Here is a 21288-nt window from a genome sequence, read left to right as displayed (position 1 = left end):
CGTCACGGCTAGCACTGGTCGACGACTCGCTCGTTCTGGGAACAGATTCGGTTGGCGTAATTACAGACGTCATCGACCGACGCATGGGCAGCGTTCCCCATTTGGTCTTGGACCGCGTAGAGCGCGTCGCTATTACTCATCATGGAGTCAGGGTTTGTCGAACGGGATTTCAGAGGATCGTTTTGATCAGTCGCGGAGTTCGGCGACCGCCTGACTGACCTCTCGGACGTGGTCACTTCGCGAGATCGAGTTGCTCGGCAAGGTAATCCACTGTCTCTTCGAGGCTCACACCTAAAAGAAGTCTTCCGAGTGATATGAACCTAGTGCTGTACCGAATAGACGCGCTTAGCAGGTCTGGAATCAGAGGCACAGTCTTAAATATTACGTATATTTGGCAGTAAATAAGGGATCCGACCTCAAGTTATTCCTTGTTCATCCGATTTCTCGACCACGTCGCCGATGACGGCTGGCGACGATGATCTCAGAGTTTGCTTTCCCCGGTCTGGTGGACGGCCACAGGAGGATGCCATTTGACGTGCCGGATACCGTCAAGATTCGTACGAACGGAGGCACTCGACGTTATCGAACTCGAACGGATGCAGATTGGTATCGCGCCAGTTCGGCTGTCCGTGAACGGACGACTGTACCACTGCCAGTTGGGGGATTCCTGTTCGTTTGGAATCACCGATACAGAAATGCAAACCCAAAAGAGATTGTCGTAATACCTATGATCAACACATCGAGACGGGCGGTTCTGACGGCTGGCGCAAGTACAATCGGGGCTGCCTTCGCAGGTTGTCTAACCGACGGAACTGATGAGTGGGAAACCGATGAAACGATTCCGGTAACCTCCGCAACGATGTATAAAGGACCAAACTGTAGCTGTTGTGACTCCTACGGCGAGCATCTCGATGCTTCTCTCAGAACTGACTTAGAGACGAGTGTTACCGAGGATCTTACAGCAGTGAAAAACAATCATGGGATCGACGCAAATCTTCGAAGTTGCCACACAATCGAACTGGACGATTACCTTATCGAAGGGCACATTCCAGCTGAAATCGTCACCACTCTGTTCAAAGACGAACCCAAAATCTCTGGAATCGCGTTACCAGGGATGCCGCCGGGATCACCAGGAATGGGTGGAGAGAAAAGCGGAACGTGGACGGTATACGAAATCCACTCCGGAGACAGCCCAACAGTATATACAAAATTGTGACTGGCTAACAATCCGGTTCCCTAACGAGTGTAATAGTCAGTGAGTTTGATGCGGCAGTGAATGATGTTTGGATATCAAGGAGCGCGAGATCAAGATCAATAATTTCACATATAATTCCCTTCGTACGATCTCGTGTGGTAAGCAGAATAAAAAACGTCCTATGACTAACTGCAAAATCACGACCACGAAGCTGAAGTATATCGATGGGATTACCATTCTCCTGATTAGTTCCATTCTCCACATCGACAGGATAGTCATCTGGCAAGCCGACCGTCAATGGACTGCGGTGAACGCAATGGGTGGTCACAAGGGAATGGATACTGCTGCAATCCACGGAACGAATCCAGCCTGGTATCTCCTTGGAACGATTGTCGCCGCGAGCATTGTCGGCGGCGTCTATATTAGCGTTCGAGACCGAATCAGTCCACCTACTTCTACACTGAACCAGTCCACTCTCTCTCTCTCTCTCTCTCTCTCTTCGGGTGAGTCAGATTAGAGGGATCCAGCCGGAGAACTCTCGGACAAGCGTTTGGCTGCTTTTGAGAGCGTACCAAACCGGAGAGTACTCGATCAGCTCCCCAACAATGAGCGCCGAATCCTTGAGCCAGTTATCGATTTTGTAGTTATTTTATGCGATATAGATTGTAAAACGACGTTCGTGGATCATTTGGGGAGTTCATCGACGAGTACGGTTGCTGTGCCGTGTATCACGAGCTTTTCGGCTTCGTTCTCGATACGCGTCGTAAGTCGATACTCGTCATCTTCGAGTACCTCGACAATTTCACAGCTCGCGGTCAGCGTCTCACCGATATCAACGGGTCGTTTGAATTCGAGGTTCTGAGAGAGATAGATCGTGACGCCTGGAAAACAGGCAAGCGCTGAACTGATCAATCCGGAGACGAGCGTTCCGTGGGTGATTCGCCCGCCGAATCGCGTTTTTCGGGCGAAGTCCTCGTTCAGGTGGAGCGCATTCGTGTCGCTCGTCGCTTCGGCGAATCGCTGAACATCCTCGTTGGTGATCGTTTTGGTGACCGTGACACGATCGCCGACGCCTAACGCTCCTGGGTCGGCGATCTCAATCTCGAAATGTCCTTCCGCTCGTCCCGGCGAAAGACGGGGGACGGCCACCCCTTGGATCTCTTCAAGGTGCGGATGCGGCTCGTCCAAGTAGCTGTCCGGGTTTTGTTCGAATAGGTCGCGGCAGGCTTGCGAACAGAAGTGATATTCCGTTTCATCGTGTGTGACGGTCGTCCCCGGATCTGTATCGGTAACCTCCATGCTACAAACGGGATCAACGGGCATTGTATTGGGTGGATTGTCTGAACGGTTTCAGGTTGGTTTACAGCCTATCGTGTACGGCTGTCTCTCTCGAAATCGGTCGGATATGATTGAGTTGGTGCAGTAGTAGAAAAGACCTCTATTCAGATATAGCCTGGCCATTCTCCGAGATGGAAACAGATCTGAGACGGATCTCGGCGCTTTCACCGGCGAGAGGTATCCGTACATAGTCCGAATCGCTTTTCGTTATTCAGCCCTACAGGTCGTTGTAAGACCTCGCGTAAACGACCTGCTTCGGATTCACACGACTATGACACAAACCACACTTGAGAGAGGTCCAGTTAGAGAACTTCTCCAATCAAGCACATGGCTCAACCTGATTCTCGCCGTACAGTTAGTCGTCGGACTCGCTTACGCGTATGTCACGGGTGACATCGGAAGCCGACTCACACATTTTGTCATCCCGTTCGTTTGGTTAACCGTCTCTGCGTGGGTTATCTGGCACACTCGTCCCACTCCGACACGACGGTTATTTCATATCGGTTCTGCTCTCATTGCCGTTGTTTACCTCCTCCTCGTATTCTATCTCTCGGGGTTGCTCGGTCTGAGTTCCTCTCATCTCGGGGCACTCACTGGTTCGTACGGTGTCGGAATGACGTGGGGCCGGCCACTGGGCTGGAGTCCGGTTCTGCTCTATACTGGAGATTTGATCACGGTCACAATCATACCGTACCAGGCGGTTGGTCTGGTCGCGCTGTCATATCTCGTCTACGATGCGTTGCTCGATCTCTCACAGTCGGCGGTCGGAGGTATCGTCGGGATCGCAGCGTGTCCAGCCTGTGTCGGCCCATTATTTGCTCCGCTACTCGCGGGTGGGATCGGTGGTTCCTCAACGATGATATTACTGGGAGTTTACGGTTACGAGATTGCGACCATCCTGTTCATCGTGGCTGTCGGGATACTCTACCATCGAAAGCAACTCACGAGGCTGTACCACCAACTGCGAACAGAGTGAGTTTGGAGGTGGATGATCTTTCAGAAACAGGATAAGTTACTCGGTGCGTTGCGTAGGCCACTGCCGCACATCGGATTCGACCAACCCGAGTAATAACCGTCTGCGCTTCTTCATCTTGTCAAGTGACGTCTCGAACTCCTCGTCCGAAACGGTTGGGATATCCGCTTCGCGGAGGAGACAGAGGTCCAACGGGGGAGGGGAGCTATCCGCCGGATCAACGAACGACTCGTGCAGCGTTTCGAGGTAGTTTTCGACGCTTTTGCAGGCGTTTCGAACGACGATTTCGTTCGGTCGGTGTTTCTCCGAGACGCCGAACCGAATGAGCGTCAAGGCCTCGTCGAGGGCTACGATTTCGACGGCCGGGGAACGGTCAGCCCGAGCGCTGTGAAAGTAATGGAGAACAGGGTAGGCCTTGTGGTTCTCCGTAAGGACGGTGAGTTGGGTTACGAAGGTATTTAATGGCAGATCGAGTCCCTGAAATTTCTCTCCGTTCCAAGCCGTTCGAACGATTTCCTCGCTGTGCGTTCCGAATCCGCTTACATTGGCGGCGAACGCGCGTTTCTGGGTGACTGCATCGAGAACTGACAGCGTATAGGTGACGCTGAGCGTCACGAAGAGCAACCCGCTTCCCGTTGCGAGTATCGTGATAAGCTGCCAGATTCCTTCCCGAGGAGCAAAATCGCCGATGCCAAGCGTGAAAAACGTGTACCCGGCGAAATAGATCCGATCGGTCCACGACACGGGGCCGCGGTTGAGCGTATCGATGAGGATATTCTCGGCCCCAGCGAAGACGAGAGTCCATCCGATCCAGAGCAGCAGAAGCCATCCAGAGAGGCCCAAAACGAAGATCAGCGGTCCTGAGAGGCTGAGAAGCCGTGAGTTTTGGGTACTAATCTGTCGTAGTAATCGCCACGTCCACACCATCAAACGAGACGTAAGTGGACCAGCCCCGCCCTCAACCCAGAGCGTTGTCCAGAGAAGGTCGATTACGGCCCCGACAAGAAGAATCATGCCAAGAGCGAGATAAATAGGGTTCATTTTACTGCTGAGCGATGTGACGGCTAATTTGCTGTCGATAGTCGTCCATTCTAGTCGGCCGGTTGTGCGCCTCTGTCTGATGACACGTCCGGCAAACTCGGGATGGAAAGATCGATCCGCCGGAGCAGTTGCGCGTTGATCGCGACGATAACCGTACTCATCGACATCAACAGCGCGCCCACAGCGGGCGACAGCAGAATCCCTATCGGCGCAAGGACGCCCGCTGCAAGCGGAATTGCGAAGATGTTGTACCCGGCCGCCCAGACGATATTCTCCTGCATCTTCCGGTAGCTCGCCTTGCTCAGTTTGACGAGCCGAACCACGTCCATCGGGTTGTTCTGGACGAGGATAACGTCAGCCGACTGGACCGCGACGTCGGTGCCGCTCCCGATAGCGATGCCGACGTCTGCTCGCGTCAGTGCCGGCGCGTCGTTCACGCCGTCGCCAACCATCCCCACGAGCTTGCCCTGGTCTTGGAGTTCCTGAACTTTTTTGTCCTTGTCTTCAGGGAGAACCTCAGCGAACACCGTGTCGATGCCCAGTTCGTCGGCGACGGCGTTGGCGACGTCTTGGGAGTCACCAGTCAGCATCGCTACCTCAATGCCCAAGTCATGGAGGGCGTCGACGACGCGGAAACTCTCCTCGCGGATCACGTCGGCCATCGCGAACGCGGCGATCAATTCTCCTTCGCGAACGAGATACACGACAGTCTGTGCGTTCTGTCCGGCCTCGTCAGCGAAACGCCGGAGGTGGTCAGGGACCTCGCGATCGAGTTGGGTCAGCAGATTCGGCCCGCCGACGTACACCTCGTTTCCATCGACGTTCGCTCGGACACCCCTGCCCTTGATCGCCTCGAAGTCGGTCGCGTCGGGTGCAGTGAGGTCTTGCTCCTCGGCGGCTTCGCGGATGGCACGCGCAATCATGTGCTCGGAGTCGCTCTCGACGGCCGCCGCCAGCGCGAGTGCGTCGTCTTCGTCGACGCTGTTGACGGTCGCCATGTCGACGACACCGTGTTCGCCTTCGGTGAGCGTCCCCGTCTTGTCGAAGATGATGGCGTCCAGTTTCCGTGCGTCCTCCATCGCGATGCGGTCGCGCACGAGCATCCCGTTGCGAGCGGCGAGTGACGTGTTGATCGCGACGACCAGTGGGATGGCGAGGCCGAGTGCGTGTGGACAGGCGATGACGAGCACCGTAACAACGCGCTCGATAACTGTTGCGTTGAACGATACCGCGATTGTCCACGCGATTGCTGTCACGACTGCCGCCCCGAGGGCGACGTAGAACAGCCAGCCGGCCGCGCGGTCGGCCAGCACTTGGGTTTGGGACTTGCTCTGCTGGGCTTCCTCGACGAGTCGCATAATCCCCGCGAGCGTCGTCTCATCTCCTGTCGCACCGACGCGCACGCGGAGACTGCCGTCGCCATTGATCGTCCCGCCGATGACCTCATCGCCGGGTTCTTTCGAGACCGGTTTCGACTCACCCGTAATCATCGACTCCTCGATGTCTGAATCACCTTTTTCAACGATGCCGTCAGCAGGGACACTCGCACCCGGCCGGACGAGCATGAGGTCGCCCTCGGAGAGTTCGCTCACCGGGACTTCCTCGGTGTCACCGTCGTCGGTAATCCGCTCGGCAGTATCGGGCATCAGTTTCGCCAGCTCGTCGACCGCGCTCGAGGCCCGTCGTACGGACCGCATCTCGATCCAATGACCGAGCAGCATGATGTCTATCAGTGTCACGAGCTCCCAGAAGAACGCCGACTCCGTCGGGAAGAACACGCTCGCGAGGCTATAGACGAACGCGACGCTGATCGCCATCGAAATCAGTGTCATCATCCCCGGTGACCGGTCTTTCAGTTCCGGCACCGCCATCTGGAGGAACGGAACCCCACCGTACGCGAAGACGACTACCGCGAAGACGGGGTTGATCCACTCGCTACCCGGGAACGCTGGGACGGAGAAGCCGAGCCACTCCTGCAGCATTTCGCTGTACAGGAGGACTGGAATCGACAGGAGCGTCGAGACGAAAAAGCGCCGCCGAAACATCTGCTCGTGGCCCTCGTGCATCCCACCGTGGCCGTCGTGTCCGTCGTGCCCATCGTGCTGACTGTGTTCGCCGTGGTCTGCTTCGCCGGGGGACTGAGGTTCAGCCTCCGTTTTGAGGAGCGATTGCTCACTCTGCCCCTCAGTCTGTGACTCGTCGTGCCAACTATGTGCGTCCTCGTCGTGATGCGTATGGTCAGTTTCGTCAACGCCCCTTTCGGGTTCGTCGTCCATTACCGAGCAATTGACTCCGAGGGTGCTTCAACATGGAGGGTACTGTGAGTTGACACGCCTTCTAAACTGACCAGCCTCTACCGGACGTTCACGCGGTCGTGACGCTCGACACTAATCCGACATCTCCTTGCGGCGGTCTCTGTACGTTTTGGCAGCCAGAAAGACATATACTGCGCCGATACCCCGTACACCTGTCGTGAATCGTTCGTTCCATTCGATAGCATCTGGGCGCTCATAGAGGAACGTGGACGCAAATTCGCGATACAGGCCGGGGAACACGAGGACAACTGCACCGAACGCCCCGGTGAGATTCATCATCCACGCATACGAGCGTCCACCAAGCAGGGAGACCACGGCTATTAGAACCCCTTCCGATCGGATAGCTGGGTTGACCCATGCTCGAAGAGCCCCTTCATCGGGATTGGCGGTAGCGAGTTTCTCAAAGAGCCCAACGATCTCGTCCGGGAACAGTGCTGTCACGGTTCCGAGGACACCGAGGAGTATTCGTAACATACACTACTGTACAACCTATTCGGGTTTAACGTTCCTCACAAATTCTTGGCACTCAGGGATTGGGGGCGTAGAGGGCGTACAGGATCGACAGCATCCCTGCTGCAGTGACAAGTGCTGCCACGAAACCAGCTTCGAAGATCGATACTTGGAGGACCTCGAAGAGTACGCCCTCGAGAAGGCCACCGAGCCCGACAAGCGCGAAGCCCATCGCGACGTACAGGAGTAACTGCGTGCGATGCCGTTGGTACCCGCGATAGGCCTGATAGGCGATTACCAGCGCTAACGCGGTCGTGAACAGTTTCGCAATGATGAATAATGTGTGTTCCATGGGTCAGTCCCCCCGCATCTTCTCGAAAATGGATGTGATCCGATCGGCGGGATCCGGCCGGATGTCGATCTGGACGTCGAAGCCCTCCGCCTGGAGGAGGACTTCGATGCGTTCGAGTCGCGCCTCGTACTCGCTGTAATGCCGTCCTCCGGGATCGACGTGCGTGTACTCCTCGAGGAGGCCTTGCTCGACGAGACGGCCGACGCGGCGCGAGACAGTCGGTCGTGACATGTCGCATTCCTCACTGAGTTCTTTCGCGGACAGCCGTTCGGTCTTCGTCGCCACGAGGATGTCGCGGGCGTACTCGTCGTCGAGGGTGGCGAAGACCTCCGGCGGACTCGGCTCCTCAGTCACACTCACCTACTCGCGACAGGAGCGTAATATATCCCGCCGATTTTCTGACTCAGAACGCCGGCTTGCTAGTATATCATCTCACCTCACCTACTGATAGTTGAAGGTGAAATAATTATGTCTACACTCGACACCGGCATGAACCAGCTCGAGAGCAAGATCGGCGGACTGACCGTCGGCGGGAAAGTCCACAGCCTTAGTGCGTGGTTCGTGCTCGCGCTCCGCCTCATGATGGGCTACGCGTTCGCGTACTCCGGGTTTACGAAGATCACCGGTGAGTTCGGGGCCGGCGGCTACCTGTCGAACGTCGCCGCGACGAACGGCAACCCCCTCGCGGAGATGTTCGCGTGGATGGGGAGCACGCCGTGGTTCGTCGAGTTCGCGAACGTCGCCGTGCCGTGGGGCGAACTGCTCATCGGCCTCGGCCTGCTCGTCGGCGCGTTCGTTCGCCTCGCGGCGTTCTTCGGCGCGCTCATGATGCTCATGTTCTACTTCGGCAACTGGGACATGGGTCACGGGTTCATCAACGGGGACTTCGCGTACATGCTCGTGTTCCTCGCGGTCGCCGCGTTCGCTGCGGGCCGCATCCTGGGACTCGACCAGTACATCGAGCAGTACGAGGTCGGCGGCCAGGCGCTCGTCGAGCGCTACCCCCGACTCGAATACATCCTCGGCTAACCACGCCAAACTCTCTTCAGGAGTACAATTATGCAAAATCCAATTCAATCACGCGGGATTCGTTCTCTGGGACTCATCGTCGTCGTAGCACTCACGCTGGCAGTCGTCGGCGGGATGGCTCTAACGCACGCGACCGTTCCGGACGCAATGATGTGGGAGTGGCACGAGGGAATGTGGAACGACGGCCACATGGCTGGTTGGGGCGTCTGGGGCTGGGGAATGATGGTGTTCGGCCTGCTGTGGATGGCACTTCTCCTCGCCCTTCCTGTCTATTTCGTCTACTGGCTAATAACGCAGTCACAAACAAACGGTCACACTGAAGATAGCGCGCTTGCCGTCCTCCAGGAGCGGTACGCTCGAGGTGAGATCGACGATGAGGAGTTCGACCGCCGTCGCGATCGTCTTACACCTGACGACGGCCGTTAATCGTTCGCTCGGGGCTTCATTCCCGTTGTACGCATACTCGATAGGAGCTTTAATTGAAGCCGTTCTAGATTACGTCGACGCATCGTAGCCGGCGTCTTCGACGACAGTAACGAGTTCATTCAGTTCGGCAGACCCCTCGACTGTCGCGGACTCGGAGTTCCGATCCGCAGTTGCAGTAGTGACTCCGTCAACTCCTTCAAGTGCTTCCTCTACGGTTTGCTCACAGTGTTCACAGGCCATCCCTTCGATGGTGATGGTCTGGACCATATCCAGTTACAAATAGGGGCTAGACTTCCATGTGATTTTCTGCTTAGAATCACATATTTCTACCACCGACATCTCTTCCCGTCGTACTCGAGTCCGTTCTCAATACGCAGGAATGGCAATATACAATAGATACCACCGGGCAAAATGAAGATCATATGGAACGGGACGCAACTCGTCGCGGACTACTACGAGTCGGTGCGACGACGGTCGCACTCGGAGTCGCCGGCTGCCTAGAGTCATCAAGTGAGGACCAGTGGGACATCGCGGGAACGCTGGCAGTGACGAACGCTCAGCAATTCAATTCACCGGACTGTAGCTGTTGCGGACAGTATGCGTCGTATCTGCGCGAGTATCTCGACACGACACTCAGGGAAACCGAAACCGAGGATGTGACGGCTCTCAAGAGCCGAAACAACATTCCAGCGGAACTACAGAGCTGTCACACACTCGTACTTGACGAGTACGTTGTTGAGGGACACGTTCCTGCTGAGGTAATCGCGACGATGCTTGATGAAAAGCCGATAATCGACGGCATCGCGTTGCCCGGGATGCCAGCCGGTTCGCCGGGAATGGGCGGAACGAAGTCCGGCTCGTTCACCGTGTACGAACTCAGCGGCGGAAAGACTGGTGATGTGTACGCCGAAATTTAAGATTCAACTCGAGTGAGTAACTGGTCAAGATACTTTGAGACGGCAGTTGACAGCCTGAACGATGATTCGACGATTCCTCTACGACCTCGGATATGTGATCGCGAATGATCCCCACCTGAACGGGGTCAAACTCGGGATATTCGCCCTGTGAAGCCTGTAGACGATTTTCCTGAGTGAGTATTTGGCGAAAACTCCTGAAAACAGTCATGTTTTGGATGGTTTCTCATGGACTGGATGTTGTACGGTGCTCCATTATTTATGTGGGCGAAAGTACGAATTCGGGAGTATGCTCGAGCGATAATTTGGCATTTGTGAGGCACCGATTGTCAATTCCGGGTTCTGAAAGAGTAAACCGTGTAGCACCGCCCAAATCGCTCGGTATCTTGACTTTGGATTGCTAAAAGCAAAGTGCTTGATTTAGGACCCCATCATATGATGCGGGGTGAAACCGAATGGCAACCAATGATCTCACCACTGTTCAGACCCGAATGCTCGGGCGAGACGTAACGTTCAGCGTGTCCCAGCCGTGGCTGGCCTATTGGCTGGTCATCATGCGCCTCATCGCTGGCTGGTGGCTGTTGCATGCTGGACTCGACAAACTCATTAATTGGCCGTTCGACGCAAGTTGGTTCGTCGGCGGTGCGGCCCAAGGAACGAGTCTTGGGCCCGTCGTCACTCTGTTCAGTAGTGGTGCCGGCTTGGCATTCACAAACGTCGCGGTGCCTGTCGGCCAGTTGTTAATCGGTTTGGGCTTGGTCTTCGGAGCGCTCACCCGCACGGCGGCGTTCTTCGGCGCATTCATGATGATGTTCTTTTATTTCATCAACGGCGAGACTGGCGGCTGGGCCAACGGTGTCGTCACGGGCGAATTGCTAGGCCTCCTAATCTTTGGGATGATTGCCACGCTCGGTGCCGGGCGCGTCCTCGGCGTTGACGCGTACCTACAAAGCACTGAGTTCGTCCAGAACCACCCCCGGCTTCAGTACCTCATCGGCTAATAGAGGTGTCATATATGAGTTCCCTCACTACGGCGGACAAGGTTGCAATGTATGTCGGAGGCAGCTTCGTCCTTCTCGGTACAGTCGGTATCGGCTTCGTGGAAATACTTCTGGGAAGCCCCCACCCCGTATCCGGAGAGGGTCAAATCGTACACGAGGCCCTCGTCCCGCTTGAAATACGGTCCTACATCATCCTCTTGGGACTCCTCATCTGGGGTGTGTCCGCCATCTACAAGGTGGCTACTGGAGAACGCGTTCTCGGTACCGCTCAGTCAGACACAAGCACCGGTCAAGCAGAGTAAAGTAGTACGGCAGGCCGAAACTAGCTCACCGACGCGACTTTGGATTTCTAACGGTAACCCAGTTGAACTAGCGGGGCATCAATCTACGTATGGAGACATCGACAGACGTTGACGTGACATTAAGTACCAATGGGGAACTCGTCCGCGCCGAAGAAATAGAGAAAACGTATGGATCGAGATTCCCATTTACACGGTCAGTTCCCGTCCTATCCGGTGCTAACATCGCCATTCAAGCGGGAGAGATCGTCGGCATCGTCGGCGAAAATGGGTCTGGCAAATCCACACTCATGAATATCCTCGTCGGCGTACTCGATCAGGATGCAGGAACGGTTCAACGAGCGGGGACAGTTGGTTGGTGTCCACAGGAACCGCTGCTCTACGACCGCTTGACTGTCGCAGAGACGTTCCGACTGTTCGGGGCCGGATACGGGATGACCCTCGAGGAGGTTGACGAGGCAAAACACCGACTCGCAACGAAACTCGACTTCGAACAGTACCTTGAGTATCGAATCGACCAACTCAGCGGCGGGAACCGTCAAAAAATCAATCTCAGTATCGCCCTGATGCACGACCCGGACGTCCTCATGCTGGACGAGCCCTACACCGGATTCGACTGGGAGACGTATCTCACGTTCTGGGATCTCGCCGAGGAACTCGCTGCCGACGGAACAGCTGTCACGATGATTTCACACCTGATCGAGGAGCAAAATCGTCTCGACCGCATCTACGAGGTTCGTGATGGACAAGTCTACGACGTGACTGACCAGGAAGGCGAGACTGATGCAACGGCCAGTGAACGGGGGGAAGAGACTGATGAATAGGGTTTGGACGGGGATCCAGGCGAATGTTTCCACCTTCCTCAGACCCCCCCCTGAATGTTGTCCTGGCACTCCTCCTTCCGGTTGTCGTTATCGAAGGCTGGGGACAAGCGATGGCAGGACTGCCGACCATGCCGACGGTCGAGGCGATTCCGATCAATCTTGGTCGCCTCCTCGGAGCGATATTCGGAGTCGCCATCATCGCCGGCCTGATGGGACTCGCCCAGATGATTAGTGCGCGTGCAGCCGATCGGCGACTCGTTCAGACAGGCTATCCACCCCGAACACTGCTTGCGACTCGATTAGCGACACTCGGAGGTGTGACCGTTGTCGTGGCTGCCGTAAACTACGGCGTTCTCTGGCTGACGATTTCACCGGAAGCCCCTGTTCTGACGTTCGTATTCCTCGTACTCGCTGGCCTGGTCTATGCGTTCCTCGGCGCACTCGTCGGGGCGCTCCTTCCGCGACTGTTCGAAGGCTCGCTCGTCGTGGTGTTCCTCGCGATGATGGACGCGTTCCTCAGTGGCGACAGCCCACTGGCCGCCGACGTTCCCGAGTTCGTGGAGTACTTCCCGCTCTATCATCCGAAGGAACTCCTTCAGGAGGCGATGTTCCAAGGTACATATACAACGGGTGATCTCGGCTTCGTTGCCGGATACCTGCTAGTCTTGCTCGTGCTCGTCACCGCAGTGTTCGGAATGACGATGCGCACCAGTGGTGGGTGGTCCGCATGAACCGTACGACAACGGCGTTCTCAATCGGTATCAAAGAACAGGCACGAAACTACGTCCTCGTCGCTCTACTGGTCGTCTTACCGGTCTCGTTCATCACGTTGGCGTTCGCAGTCACTCAGGATGTCAAGATGCCGGTTCGGACGCTCGTCGACGGTGAGACGGTGACGGTCATGCGAGGGATGCCTGAGGTCCACGGAGTGATCATGACGCCGATTACGAGCGCCCTCATCGCGGGACTCGCTGGGTTGTTCCTGATGCGAGAAGCCAAAGACACAGACGGTCGTCTGGCAGTCGCCGGCTATCGTGCACGACAGGTAATCACTGCCCGGTTTGGGGTCCTCGCAGCAATCACTCTCATCGTCACCGGCGTCTCAGTCGCTGTGATGCTCGTCGATTTCCAGCCTGAGCATCTCTGGTGGTTCGTCGCAGCGATGCTCGTTGTCTCGGTCACGTATGGTCTTATTGGGATGCTCGTGGGGGCCGTTTTCGACCGCCTAGCCGGGATGTGGCTAATGCTGATTCTCCCGATGCTCGATATCGGACTCTTCCAGGATCCGCTGTTCATCCAGTCCGAGCCCGAATGGTGGATGAAACTACTCCCCGGCTATTGGCCTGTCCGTGTGATGGTCGATACCGGACTCACGACGGACGTAGATACGGCTCTCTCGTTAGTGTGGGCTACTGGATATCTCCTCCTCGTAGCTGTGCTCACAATCGGCGTGTACTACCGAGCCACACAGGGGAAATGACTACAGAAAAAATCGTTCCCAAATCGAGCTGGGACAGTAGTATGAGATCGTTAGGAATTCGAAGATATCCATGATGATGGGACCCCCCAATCCGCAAATTGCTTGACTCCGATCAGTTCGCACTTTTACGGTGGGAATTAATTGGAGACGTCCTCATCGGATGCGTCCAGTCGCTCACGACGGCGTCTATATTCTTCCTCATCAATCTCACCTCTAGCATAGCGCTCTTGAAGCACTTCTCTGGCTGAGTGATCAGTACTCGAACGAGGAGACGTTCGATTTCCGAGCCAGTAAAGGGCGCCACCGAGAATGCCCGAACTTCCAAGCACCCCACCAACAACTGGGAGTCCCCCCATTCCACCTCCATTGCGGCCGTTCATCATCCCGTGGCCGCCTGACCCCATCATTCCGCCTCCAGTATTTCCGCTCCCATCACTGTTCGAACCGTAGGCAATTACGCCCTGCTCGACGATAGCCTCACTCGCTGGGACCTCACCATTCGGGATCGAGCTCTCCTCCGCCGGCCCGCTAGGACTCCCAACAACGATCCGTCCGACCATCCCAATCGACTTGTGGGGGGATACAGTAGTAATCGTACGTCCCTGGCGTGTCGAACGTGTGTTCGAAACGCCCCTGCGAGATCGTGCCGCTATCGAAGGCGGAAGCACCGTCCGGAACGCGATCCGGGTACGCCGTGGCGGAATGTGTCCCGGCTGCAAGTTCAAACCGAACGGTTGTCCCGAGATCGACTCGCAGACCGATTGGATCGAAGTAATTGTTCCCCATCTCTACGACAGGTATCTCCTTTGCATTCGCGGATTGAGCCAAGCTCGTACTGGCCACTGCACCGGCACCAACAAAACCGAGGAATTGTCGTCGACTGTAAGGTGTCATAGTGATTGGGTCGGTCTCTTAGTGAGTAGCTCCACACGACATGGGCGCGAAGGGTGTGGTTCCCGACGTGGTGAACAGCACGTGCTTGTCGTTTACTTCCATTACTACTCACAATCGAATGTTAGACAGGGGTTGGGTCTTCGGTTCGAAGGTTCCTCTGCTCAGAGAGCCGGCTTCGATACTCCTCGTTTGTGAAAAGGCTGTCCGAGCAGGCACTAAGCTGTATAGAGGGAGTTACTCTGATTGTTCGAGTTTCTCACGTCGGGCTTCGAACTCTTCGTCGGTGAGATCTCCACGAGCGTACGCCAGACGCATCTCTTCAATCGCAGGATTGTGAGACGATTGTGTGTCGGGCACTCGACGGATAATGAGATAACCTCCGCCCAGAAGCACAAGGAGGAAGGCGAGCGGTACGACCATTCCGATGAAGGGCCACCAGCCACCTGTACTACCGTACTGGCCCATCATGCCCCCGTATTCCATCATCCCACCGAACCCCATCATGAGCATAGGAATGAGGATGAACGCACCGAGCACGAGGAGCAGTATCGTCGTCGTGTCCAGTTGATCTGATGAAGCCATCGGAATCAGGCCTCCGACGCGGATCCGAATTCATCTGTAACGGCTGCCAGTACACGGTCAAATCGTTCGTTGACCTCAGTTGCGATGGAGTCAAGTGCGTCGTTGTCAGCGATTCCGACCAGCTGTTCGGGGTCGACTGCACTCACCACGATGTCGCCGTCATCATTCTCGTAGACGATGACGTTGCAGGGCAAAAGCGCGCCGAGTTCGATTTCTGCACTCAATCCTTCGTATGCCACCGGTGGATTGCACGCACCGAGGATCCGATACTGTCGGAACTCTTCGCCGAGTTTCTCCTCGAGTGTCGCCTGAATGTCAATGTCACAGAGGACCCCGAATCCCTCATCTTTGAGTGCAGCGTTCGTTGCGTCGACGACATCGTCGAACTCACCAGCAGTTGTGATCTGTATTGTGTATTCCATGAAAACCCATACTCCGGTAACGGAGTTAATAGTTTGGTCCCACCGCGACAGCCGTCGGACGGGAGTAGTTTTGAACGATACTCCTTCTATTCCTTTCATTTGGTCTATTCAAGCTGTTTTCGTCGTCGTTCGAACTCCTCATCGGAGAGTTCACCGCGGGCATAGCGCTCACGGAAAACCGAAAGCGGCCGGCTATCGTCCCCCCAGAATCGCTGTTGAGAAGCGAGTAGCCGAGGTAGAGCGGCACGGCAATTAAGAGCCCCATCCAAAGGAGCCCCCAAAGGCCCATTCCACCACCGAAGAGCCCCCAACCGCTACCGCCCATCATCCCGCCGTCGTAGCCTCCACCACCGTGAGCAGCAGCGGTACCTGTTACAGCAACCAGCAGCGGAATGGTGAGCACCGCAATTCGACGAGCCGTTCGTCCGAGGGTGTTGGTGTAGTGTGTCATTGCGATCGTATATTTGACAGTTCGAGTGTCTCCGTTCTAGACGAGAGGCCCCGGACAGGGATCGTTAGCAACCGTGTCCCTGTCCGTTCATCCCGGCGGCGGTGTGATTGTCATCCCCCATGTCTTGGGCCATTTCGTCGACGGTCACGCCCATGTGCGCTTCCATCTCGTCATCGGCATCCGGTCCCATGTGATCGGTCATGTGACCTTCCATCCAGGCCGCCCAGTCCGCTGTATCACCATCGGTTGGCGTCCCTTCAGCTGCCGTCTCGTTCCCCTGGTTCGGTTCGTCACCGTGTGCGCTAACTAGCGGGGCGGCGAACGCGAGTCCGACGATCGCGAGCGCCACGAGCAGCCATCGTCCGAGGTTTCGATTGGTCATTATCTTTCGCCTCACGTAGTGATACGGTGGGTTCGGGGTTATCTTCGTGGGTGTAAATCCAAACAGCAGACCGTTCGAGAACGTCTATAACCCTATCTAAACGTTTTCTTTCGATGAGGTCGTTCATACTTACCGAATTCGAGGGATCTGAGATATAGTGAGGGCAAAGGAGATACCAGGAGACCGGTACCCTCACTTGCGTCGATCCAGTCGGAGACTACGGTTCGCAGCGCGAGTGAGGGTCGACGATCACTAAACGAGTATGGAGGATGTCAATCCATTCGGAGCTGGTGGTACTGTCTGGTGAGCGCTTTGCGATGATACAGGATTCCAACAGTCACGAGAAACAGAACCGTCGCAATCTCGTAGCCATACGCACCAAACAATAGCACCGTTGAGGAACCACTCAGCCCGCCTGCAAGTAATACTGCAAACAACGGACTGACGCAGGCAGGACACGCTACGATCCCGACAATCCCTCCGATTGCCGACCGCGAGAAATCAAGCAGCGCATCGTAGACGAGATACGCTAGCGCGAACAAGCCAACTGCTTGGTACGGAATGAGCGTAACCGTGATCAGGTCACCTGTATAGAGGAAGACCGGACTCCACCCCAAAGACCGACCCCATGTTATTCCGAGACCGCTTGACCCAGTAAGTTGCCCGAGATGAGAGGTACTCGGTCCGAGTAATCCCGAGAAATAGAACATAATGAGGAGGTATAGAGCAACGACAAGTGCGGCACCGATATGATACACGCGACGTGTCTTCGCGGGTCGAGTGTGCCAGATCACCCAGACAGAGGCGGTGAACCAAATGAATGGCAAGACGAAATGGGTCAATCGACTCCCCATATCCCCTGTGATATATGCGTACGCCAGCCCGACAACCAACTGCACAGCGAGGAGGAAATTGAGCCACGTGCTTGATTTGAGAAGTCGGCTAATACGATCGCTTTCTCGTGTCGTTTGTGACATGGTTTGTATGAGGTTACTGTGTCTCTTGATTTTGTAGGTCGTCACTCGGGTAAACACGATACGTCCGGCCTTGTCGTTCTCGGTACAGCAGACCGCGCTCTTCGAGTGAACTCACGGTCTGGCTCACTTTGCTCTTCGAGAATCCAGATCGATCCCGAAGTTCGATCTGCGTGATTCCGGGAGAGCTCAGGACGGGTTCGAGGACGCGTCGTTCATCGTCCGGTAAGAGATCGAGAACGCGCGCCTTCGGGGCCGATTCGGGATTGAGAGACTTCGCTTGCGAGGCTCCATCGTCCACCGACGTAGGCGTTGCTGCCGATGTTTGATCGGAACCGATATAGTCCGTCGTGTCGGCCACTTCCGAATCGGTGAGTTCTCCCCGGACCACGTAATAGACGCCACCGATAACGCCTGCGACTAGCAGGGTTCCAACCACGTACCAGAGAGGGTCTGGGCCGTGCATCGCCCCCACGGAAGAATCCATCATCGACCCCATCGATTGCTCGATAGCGCGACGCTGTTGATAGGCCCGCCAACTGAGTGCCCCGCCGGCTAGGAGAACGAACCCGAGGAGAATACCGACGACAGAATCTGCTCGACGTTGGTTCATATTACGTCCCCTCGTTTCGAGATCTGACTGCTCATACAGTCAATTTGGGGGCGACGGGTGTGACAATTGCGGATCACAACTACGGTGGTGAAGTCCTTCACAGCGGATGAACCACGGGACATTTATCAGTGGTCGTGATCGTGGCTTGATATCTGCGGGCTTTGATCAGCAAATTCCGTGGGCTCTTCCTCGAACGTTCGCTTGCAGGTCTTCGAGCAAAAATAGTACGTCGTCCCATCATGGGACGCACTCGGACCCTCATCGTCGGTTCGCATCCCACACACCGGATCACGATACTGACCCGGCGCGCCGAGTCCCCGCCGGTAAACGTAGAGAAGGAATCCAGAGAGCGCGAAGGCGATAATATTGAGGTAGAACGTGTAGTTCAGTTCGAAGTACGTCTGCTCGGTCGCGGTTTCGCCGCCGGCTAGATCCGGAACGATGCCGAGCGCGTCGAATAGCAGTTCCATGAGGAAGCCCGTGAACGCCATCGTGACGAAGAAGACGCCGAGGATGTACAGCATAATCTTCCAGCCGTAGTACTTCCGGTAGACGTTCAACACGGGGATCGTGATGAGGTCGGCGTAGACGAATGCGATGACGCCGGCGAAGCTGATGCCACCGCCCCAGAGCGCGACGGCGAACGGGACGTTACCCATACTGCCGACGAAGCTGATGACGGCGATGGCGACGCCCATGATCGCGTTCTCGGCGGTCACGAGCAGGCCGTCGCCCTGGATGAACAGCGTGTTCCAGACCCACTGCGGAACGAAGACGATGACAAACCCGGAGATGAGAAAGCCCGCAACGACGTCCTTCCAGATCATCGACCACTCCTTGCGGTACTGGTTCCCGACCTTGTACCAGCCACCCCACGACAGCAGCTCCTCGCGCCACCCGCCGCTACTCGATGTCTCCTGGCGGTAGGTCTCAATGCAGCCCTCCGAGCAGAATTTGAGTGTCTCACCGCCGTCAGTCGTGAGGGTGTACTCGTCTTTCCCCTCCATCCCGCAGGTGGGGTCCTCCGTGATGCCCGATGCGTGATCGCGCTCGTTGAGCGTTTCTCGAACTTCGCTAAACAGGTTTTCAGGAAGCGTGAGGTGAACGATGACCGCCATGACGGCGATAAGGATGAGGCCGCCGAGCAGCTCTGCGAGAAGGAACTCCCACCCGAGCAGGATCAGGATCATCAACCCAAGTTCGACGATGAGGTTCGTCGAGGCGAACATGAACGCGAGGAAGTTCACCGCGTGGGCGCCCTTCTTGAACAGGCCCTTCCCAATGGCGACGGCCCCGAAACTACAGCCACTACTCGCTGCTCCGAACACAGTCGCCTTGGTAAGTCCAGTTAGATCGCCCTCACCCAGCACCTGTGCCATCCGCTCCTTCGAGACGTAGACCTGGACCAGACTCGTAATCGTGAGGCCCATGATGATCGCCCACGCCGCCGTCCAGAGAAACCCGACCCCGATACGGAGAGACTCGAGGACACCATCAATTATCGTCGCCTGCATAGGTGTATTATTGTAGGGATCATCTATTGCGGTTTTGATTAAAATATGCTGCCTATGAGGGTGTCTATACTATGGTATCGTAACCGTTGGCCATAGATGATCTATCACGAAGAGGAATAACCTTGCAAACCTCCACAAGCGCCGCGGAATCCGACTTCAGATTCAAAAGGAGAATCGGATTAAATCATGCCGACGTATCAGATGCTAATGGGACCAGTAAAGACCAAAGACATCCCAAATATGGAGAACACCACTTGTACAAACAGTGTTCGCCAGCCTGTTCGTCCGTCTGGTATAGTAGCTTGCACATCCACCTCCTAATTCACAATGAGTGTCGATTTGGTAATCCAAGATGCACTCATTCTCACAGCCGACGAGCGGAACCGGCTGTATGAGCGCGGAACAATATCCATTACCGATGGCCACATCGAAGAAGTCCGGCCGTCACGCGAAGGAGACGGAGAAATAGAAGCACCCACCGTTATTGACGGGAACGGGAAACTGGTGATGCCGGGATTGGTTAATGCCCACACACACCTGGAAATGACACCGCTCATCGGTGCGTTTAGCGAACTCGATCTGACGGAGATGCTCGGGAGCGGGACAGCCCTGTTCAATAGATTGGGGAACGGCGACTTCGAGTACCTTATCGAGGCAGGTGTCGAGCTCGCAGCGCTCAATTTCCTCTTGGGCGGTGTCACGACCGTGAACTCCATGGACGCACGGCCTGCCGCAGGTGCGGAGGCGTTCGGCGAAGCGGGGCTCCGCGGGTTTTTCGGCCCGGCGATTTCGGATCTCTTCTGGGACCAACCAGTCGATCAGCAGTTCGCCCGTGCTCGCGAGTTCGTCGAAACGTACCACGACACGTACGACGGCCGAATCAGGGCGACGATCTGCCCGCACGACGACTGGTCGTGTACCCGGCAGTTGTGGGAACGGACCGCGTCCCTCGCCGCAGAGTATCCGGACCTGCTCGTCCACACGCACTTGCTCGAACTCGAGGAGAGTAACACGATGGCACGATCGAACGGCGGCGAGGACTCGGTAGGACTGCTGGACGACGTTGGACTTCTGGACGACCGACTGATTGCCGCTCACTTCCGCCTCGCCGACGAAGAGGACGTCCAGCGAACCGCCGAGGCGGACGCAGCCGTTGCGCACTGCCCGTCCGTCTTCTGTTACTGGAATCCGGACGGGGAGACGCAATGGACGCCCGTTCCCGAGCTTCGAGCTGCAGGCGTCGACGTTGGGGTAGGGATTGACGACCACTACTGGCACGACTCGTACAGTATGTTTGGAGAAGCGCGGCAAGCTCGTCTGGCGGCAAATCTCACGCGTTCTGCCGGGCAGTTCGACTCGATGGAACTGATACGAATGCTCACTATTGAGGGCGCACGCGCGCTGGGAGTTGGCGACGAGATTGGCAGTATCGAAGCGGGAAAGCGCGCGGATATTATCCTCCTTGATGTCGACAAACCGAAATTCACGCCACTGACTAACGTTCCCGCACACGTCGTGAACAATGCGGTCCCGGCCGATGTCGAGACAGTAATCGTCGATGGCGACATCGTTCTTCGGGACGGTGCACCCGAGACGATGGATTCAGACGACGTGCGACAGCGAGCAAATCAGGCTGTCGAACGCTTCGTAGACGAGACGGGTTGGGAGCTACACGTTGGTGGCAGTGAACCGCCGACCAGCATCGAGACTGTCCGGAACCTTCCAAAGCGTGGCCCTGCGCGACTCCTGACTCGCCTCGCAATTCAATCGGCGCGTGATCGGTTCCCCTTCTAAGCGGGTGGCAAAGACCAGTCCGCTC

Annotated in this window: 27 protein-coding genes and 1 pseudogene; 11 read left to right on the top strand and 17 right to left on the bottom strand. The window is 56.2% G+C overall.

Features of this window, described 5'->3' with window-relative positions; translation table 11 throughout:
- Positions 1-8: 8 nt before the first annotated feature.
- The gene (locus CP556_RS27095; protein ID WP_255291598.1) at positions 9-143 is read right to left on the bottom strand and encodes a DUF8158 family protein; all 135 of its coding nucleotides are present in this window, start codon (positions 141-143) and stop codon (positions 9-11) included.
- A gap of 584 nt (positions 144-727) precedes the next feature.
- On the opposite strand from CP556_RS27095, the gene CP556_RS24380 reads away from it, so the two are divergent.
- Positions 728-1216, top strand: coding sequence for a DUF411 domain-containing protein (locus tag CP556_RS24380; RefSeq protein WP_098728147.1), 489 nt, complete (start codon positions 728-730; stop codon positions 1214-1216).
- A gap of 663 nt (positions 1217-1879) precedes the next feature.
- Here CP556_RS24380 and CP556_RS24370 read toward each other — a convergent pair.
- Positions 1880-2518, bottom strand: a complete 639-nt coding sequence (locus tag CP556_RS24370; RefSeq protein WP_098728145.1) for a MaoC/PaaZ C-terminal domain-containing protein — start codon at positions 2516-2518, stop codon at positions 1880-1882.
- Positions 2519-2804: 286 nt separating this feature from the next.
- Here CP556_RS24370 and CP556_RS24365 point away from each other — a divergent pair, with 286 nt between their 5' ends.
- Entirely contained in the window at positions 2805-3509 is a 705-nt protein-coding gene (locus CP556_RS24365; RefSeq protein ID WP_098728144.1) for a DUF7546 family protein, read from the top strand.
- 36 nt (positions 3510-3545) lie between these two features.
- Here the strand turns inward: CP556_RS24365 and CP556_RS24360 are convergent, their stop codons facing one another.
- From CP556_RS24360 to CP556_RS24340, 5 genes are all read right to left on the bottom strand, one after another.
- Positions 3546-4547 (bottom strand): potassium channel family protein, encoded by a 1002-nt coding sequence (locus CP556_RS24360; RefSeq protein WP_098728143.1) that lies wholly within the window; start codon positions 4545-4547, stop codon positions 3546-3548.
- A gap of 50 nt (positions 4548-4597) precedes the next feature.
- Positions 4598-6823, bottom strand: a complete 2226-nt coding sequence (locus CP556_RS24355; RefSeq protein WP_394340758.1) for a copper-translocating P-type ATPase — start codon at positions 6821-6823, stop codon at positions 4598-4600.
- A gap of 111 nt (positions 6824-6934) precedes the next feature.
- Positions 6935-7336: a hypothetical protein gene (locus tag CP556_RS24350; protein ID WP_098728142.1), complete on the bottom strand. Its 402-nt coding sequence runs from the start codon at positions 7334-7336 to the stop codon at positions 6935-6937.
- Positions 7337-7388: 52 nt separating this feature from the next.
- A complete protein-coding gene (locus CP556_RS24345; protein WP_098728141.1) occupies positions 7389-7664 on the bottom strand; it encodes a DUF7521 family protein in 276 nt (91 codons plus the stop codon).
- A 3-nt stretch (positions 7665-7667) separates the two neighbouring features.
- Complete coding sequence (locus CP556_RS24340) at positions 7668-8018, bottom strand: ArsR/SmtB family transcription factor (RefSeq protein ID WP_098728276.1); 351 nt, start codon at positions 8016-8018, stop codon at positions 7668-7670.
- Between the two features lie 114 nt (positions 8019-8132).
- On the opposite strand from CP556_RS24340, the gene CP556_RS24335 reads away from it, so the two are divergent.
- A complete protein-coding gene (locus CP556_RS24335) occupies positions 8133-8693 on the top strand; it encodes a DoxX family membrane protein (protein ID WP_098728140.1) in 561 nt (186 codons plus the stop codon).
- 30 nt (positions 8694-8723) lie between these two features.
- Positions 8724-9119 carry an SHOCT domain-containing protein gene (locus tag CP556_RS24330; protein WP_098728139.1) on the top strand — a complete coding sequence of 132 codons (396 nt, stop codon included), beginning with the start codon at positions 8724-8726 and terminating at the stop codon, positions 9117-9119.
- A gap of 69 nt (positions 9120-9188) precedes the next feature.
- Here the strand turns inward: CP556_RS24330 and CP556_RS24325 are convergent, their stop codons facing one another.
- Positions 9189-9386, bottom strand: a complete 198-nt coding sequence (locus CP556_RS24325) for a heavy-metal-associated domain-containing protein (RefSeq protein ID WP_098728138.1) — start codon at positions 9384-9386, stop codon at positions 9189-9191.
- A gap of 278 nt (positions 9387-9664) precedes the next feature.
- Between CP556_RS24325 and CP556_RS24320 the strand changes: the two genes are divergently transcribed.
- The 6 genes from CP556_RS24320 to CP556_RS24295 all read left to right on the top strand — a co-directional run bounded on the left by CP556_RS24320 (position 9665) and on the right by CP556_RS24295 (position 13637).
- Positions 9665-10036, top strand: coding sequence for a DUF411 domain-containing protein (locus tag CP556_RS24320; protein WP_255291597.1), 372 nt, complete (start codon positions 9665-9667; stop codon positions 10034-10036).
- Between the two features lie 452 nt (positions 10037-10488).
- The gene (locus CP556_RS24315) at positions 10489-11034 is read left to right on the top strand and encodes a DoxX family membrane protein (RefSeq protein ID WP_098728136.1); all 546 of its coding nucleotides are present in this window, start codon (positions 10489-10491) and stop codon (positions 11032-11034) included.
- A gap of 14 nt (positions 11035-11048) precedes the next feature.
- A complete protein-coding gene (locus CP556_RS24310; RefSeq protein WP_098728135.1) occupies positions 11049-11336 on the top strand; it encodes a hypothetical protein in 288 nt (95 codons plus the stop codon).
- An 89-nt stretch (positions 11337-11425) separates the two neighbouring features.
- A complete protein-coding gene (locus CP556_RS24305; protein ID WP_098728134.1) occupies positions 11426-12157 on the top strand; it encodes an ABC transporter ATP-binding protein in 732 nt (243 codons plus the stop codon).
- A 110-nt stretch (positions 12158-12267) separates the two neighbouring features.
- Entirely contained in the window at positions 12268-12888 is a 621-nt protein-coding gene (locus CP556_RS24300; RefSeq protein ID WP_218012009.1) for an ABC transporter permease, read from the top strand.
- Positions 12885-13637, top strand: coding sequence for an ABC transporter permease (locus CP556_RS24295; protein ID WP_098728133.1), 753 nt, complete (start codon positions 12885-12887; stop codon positions 13635-13637). Before CP556_RS24300 ends, CP556_RS24295 begins: the two co-directional genes overlap by 4 nt.
- Positions 13638-13774: 137 nt before the next feature.
- Here CP556_RS24295 and CP556_RS27090 read toward each other — a convergent pair whose 3' ends face one another.
- The 9 genes and pseudogenes from CP556_RS27090 to CP556_RS24255 form a co-directional block, all read right to left on the bottom strand.
- Positions 13775-13993 carry an SHOCT domain-containing protein gene (locus CP556_RS27090; RefSeq protein ID WP_255291614.1) on the bottom strand — a complete coding sequence of 73 codons (219 nt, stop codon included), beginning with the start codon at positions 13991-13993 and terminating at the stop codon, positions 13775-13777.
- A gap of 172 nt (positions 13994-14165) precedes the next feature.
- Complete coding sequence (locus tag CP556_RS27205) at positions 14166-14423, bottom strand: plastocyanin/azurin family copper-binding protein (RefSeq protein WP_343124894.1); 258 nt, start codon at positions 14421-14423, stop codon at positions 14166-14168.
- A gap of 342 nt (positions 14424-14765) precedes the next feature.
- Positions 14766-15113, bottom strand: coding sequence for an SHOCT domain-containing protein (locus tag CP556_RS24285; protein WP_098728132.1), 348 nt, complete (start codon positions 15111-15113; stop codon positions 14766-14768).
- Positions 15114-15118: 5 nt separating this feature from the next.
- Complete coding sequence (locus CP556_RS24280; RefSeq protein ID WP_098728131.1) at positions 15119-15535, bottom strand: DUF302 domain-containing protein; 417 nt, start codon at positions 15533-15535, stop codon at positions 15119-15121.
- 104 nt (positions 15536-15639) lie between these two features.
- Positions 15640-15986: pseudogene (locus tag CP556_RS27480) on the bottom strand (SHOCT domain-containing protein).
- A 64-nt stretch (positions 15987-16050) separates the two neighbouring features.
- Complete coding sequence (locus CP556_RS24270; RefSeq protein WP_098728130.1) at positions 16051-16368, bottom strand: hypothetical protein; 318 nt, start codon at positions 16366-16368, stop codon at positions 16051-16053.
- 272 nt (positions 16369-16640) lie between these two features.
- Positions 16641-17345, bottom strand: a complete 705-nt coding sequence (locus CP556_RS27660; RefSeq protein ID WP_486187793.1) for a DUF7546 family protein — start codon at positions 17343-17345, stop codon at positions 16641-16643.
- A gap of 13 nt (positions 17346-17358) precedes the next feature.
- Positions 17359-17955: a helix-turn-helix transcriptional regulator gene (locus CP556_RS24260; RefSeq protein ID WP_098728128.1), complete on the bottom strand. Its 597-nt coding sequence runs from the start codon at positions 17953-17955 to the stop codon at positions 17359-17361.
- 125 nt (positions 17956-18080) lie between these two features.
- On the bottom strand, positions 18081-19469 hold the full coding sequence (locus CP556_RS24255; protein WP_098728127.1) for a permease: 1389 nt from the start codon (positions 19467-19469) through the stop codon (positions 18081-18083).
- Positions 19470-19796: 327 nt separating this feature from the next.
- On the opposite strand from CP556_RS24255, the gene CP556_RS24250 reads away from it, so the two are divergent.
- Positions 19797-21263: an amidohydrolase family protein gene (locus tag CP556_RS24250; RefSeq protein WP_098728126.1), complete on the top strand. Its 1467-nt coding sequence runs from the start codon at positions 19797-19799 to the stop codon at positions 21261-21263.
- The last annotated feature ends 25 nt before the right edge of the window (positions 21264-21288 follow it).

It is taken from the genome of Natrinema sp. CBA1119 (assembly GCF_002572525.1).
Classification (GTDB): Archaea; Halobacteriota; Halobacteria; order Halobacteriales; family Natrialbaceae; genus Natrinema.
Note: the sequence above shows the minus strand (reverse complement) of the source record. Positions and strands in the feature narration are given on the sequence as shown.

Bases quoted from the DNA above. Each gene is read 5' to 3' on its own strand.
- CP556_RS24355 (WP_394340758.1), bottom strand. From the start codon at position 6,823: ATGGACGACGAACCCGAAAGGGGCGTTGACGAAACTGACCATACGCAT.
- CP556_RS24295 (WP_098728133.1), top strand. From the start codon at position 12,885: ATGAACCGTACGACAACGGCGTTCTCAATCGGTATCAAAGAACAGGCA.
- CP556_RS24310 (WP_098728135.1), top strand. From the start codon at position 11,049: ATGAGTTCCCTCACTACGGCGGACAAGGTTGCAATGTATGTCGGAGGC.
- CP556_RS24250 (WP_098728126.1), top strand. From the start codon at position 19,797: ATGAGTGTCGATTTGGTAATCCAAGATGCACTCATTCTCACAGCCGAC.
- CP556_RS24315 (WP_098728136.1), top strand. From the start codon at position 10,489: ATGGCAACCAATGATCTCACCACTGTTCAGACCCGAATGCTCGGGCGA.
- CP556_RS24300 (WP_218012009.1), top strand. From the start codon at position 12,268: ATGGCAGGACTGCCGACCATGCCGACGGTCGAGGCGATTCCGATCAAT.
- CP556_RS27205 (WP_343124894.1), bottom strand. From the start codon at position 14,423: ATGGGGAACAATTACTTCGATCCAATCGGTCTGCGAGTCGATCTCGGG.
- CP556_RS24325 (WP_098728138.1), bottom strand. From the start codon at position 9,386: ATGGTCCAGACCATCACCATCGAAGGGATGGCCTGTGAACACTGTGAG.
- CP556_RS27660 (WP_486187793.1), bottom strand. From the start codon at position 17,345: ATGTCACAAACGACACGAGAAAGCGATCGTATTAGCCGACTTCTCAAA.
- CP556_RS24360 (WP_098728143.1), bottom strand. From the start codon at position 4,547: ATGAACCCTATTTATCTCGCTCTTGGCATGATTCTTCTTGTCGGGGCC.
- CP556_RS24345 (WP_098728141.1), bottom strand. From the start codon at position 7,664: ATGGAACACACATTATTCATCATTGCGAAACTGTTCACGACCGCGTTA.
- CP556_RS27090 (WP_255291614.1), bottom strand. From the start codon at position 13,993: ATGGGGGGACTCCCAGTTGTTGGTGGGGTGCTTGGAAGTTCGGGCATT.
- CP556_RS24280 (WP_098728131.1), bottom strand. From the start codon at position 15,535: ATGGAATACACAATACAGATCACAACTGCTGGTGAGTTCGACGATGTC.
- CP556_RS24330 (WP_098728139.1), top strand. From the start codon at position 8,724: ATGCAAAATCCAATTCAATCACGCGGGATTCGTTCTCTGGGACTCATC.
- CP556_RS24335 (WP_098728140.1), top strand. From the start codon at position 8,133: ATGTCTACACTCGACACCGGCATGAACCAGCTCGAGAGCAAGATCGGC.
- CP556_RS24285 (WP_098728132.1), bottom strand. From the start codon at position 15,113: ATGGCTTCATCAGATCAACTGGACACGACGACGATACTGCTCCTCGTG.
- CP556_RS24370 (WP_098728145.1), bottom strand. From the start codon at position 2,518: ATGCCCGTTGATCCCGTTTGTAGCATGGAGGTTACCGATACAGATCCG.
- CP556_RS24365 (WP_098728144.1), top strand. From the start codon at position 2,805: ATGACACAAACCACACTTGAGAGAGGTCCAGTTAGAGAACTTCTCCAA.
- CP556_RS24260 (WP_098728128.1), bottom strand. From the start codon at position 17,955: ATGAACCAACGTCGAGCAGATTCTGTCGTCGGTATTCTCCTCGGGTTC.
- CP556_RS24350 (WP_098728142.1), bottom strand. From the start codon at position 7,336: ATGTTACGAATACTCCTCGGTGTCCTCGGAACCGTGACAGCACTGTTC.
- CP556_RS24380 (WP_098728147.1), top strand. From the start codon at position 728: ATGATCAACACATCGAGACGGGCGGTTCTGACGGCTGGCGCAAGTACA.
- CP556_RS24305 (WP_098728134.1), top strand. From the start codon at position 11,426: ATGGAGACATCGACAGACGTTGACGTGACATTAAGTACCAATGGGGAA.
- CP556_RS24255 (WP_098728127.1), bottom strand. From the start codon at position 19,469: ATGCAGGCGACGATAATTGATGGTGTCCTCGAGTCTCTCCGTATCGGG.
- CP556_RS27095 (WP_255291598.1), bottom strand. From the start codon at position 143: ATGATGAGTAATAGCGACGCGCTCTACGCGGTCCAAGACCAAATGGGG.
- CP556_RS24270 (WP_098728130.1), bottom strand. From the start codon at position 16,368: ATGACCAATCGAAACCTCGGACGATGGCTGCTCGTGGCGCTCGCGATC.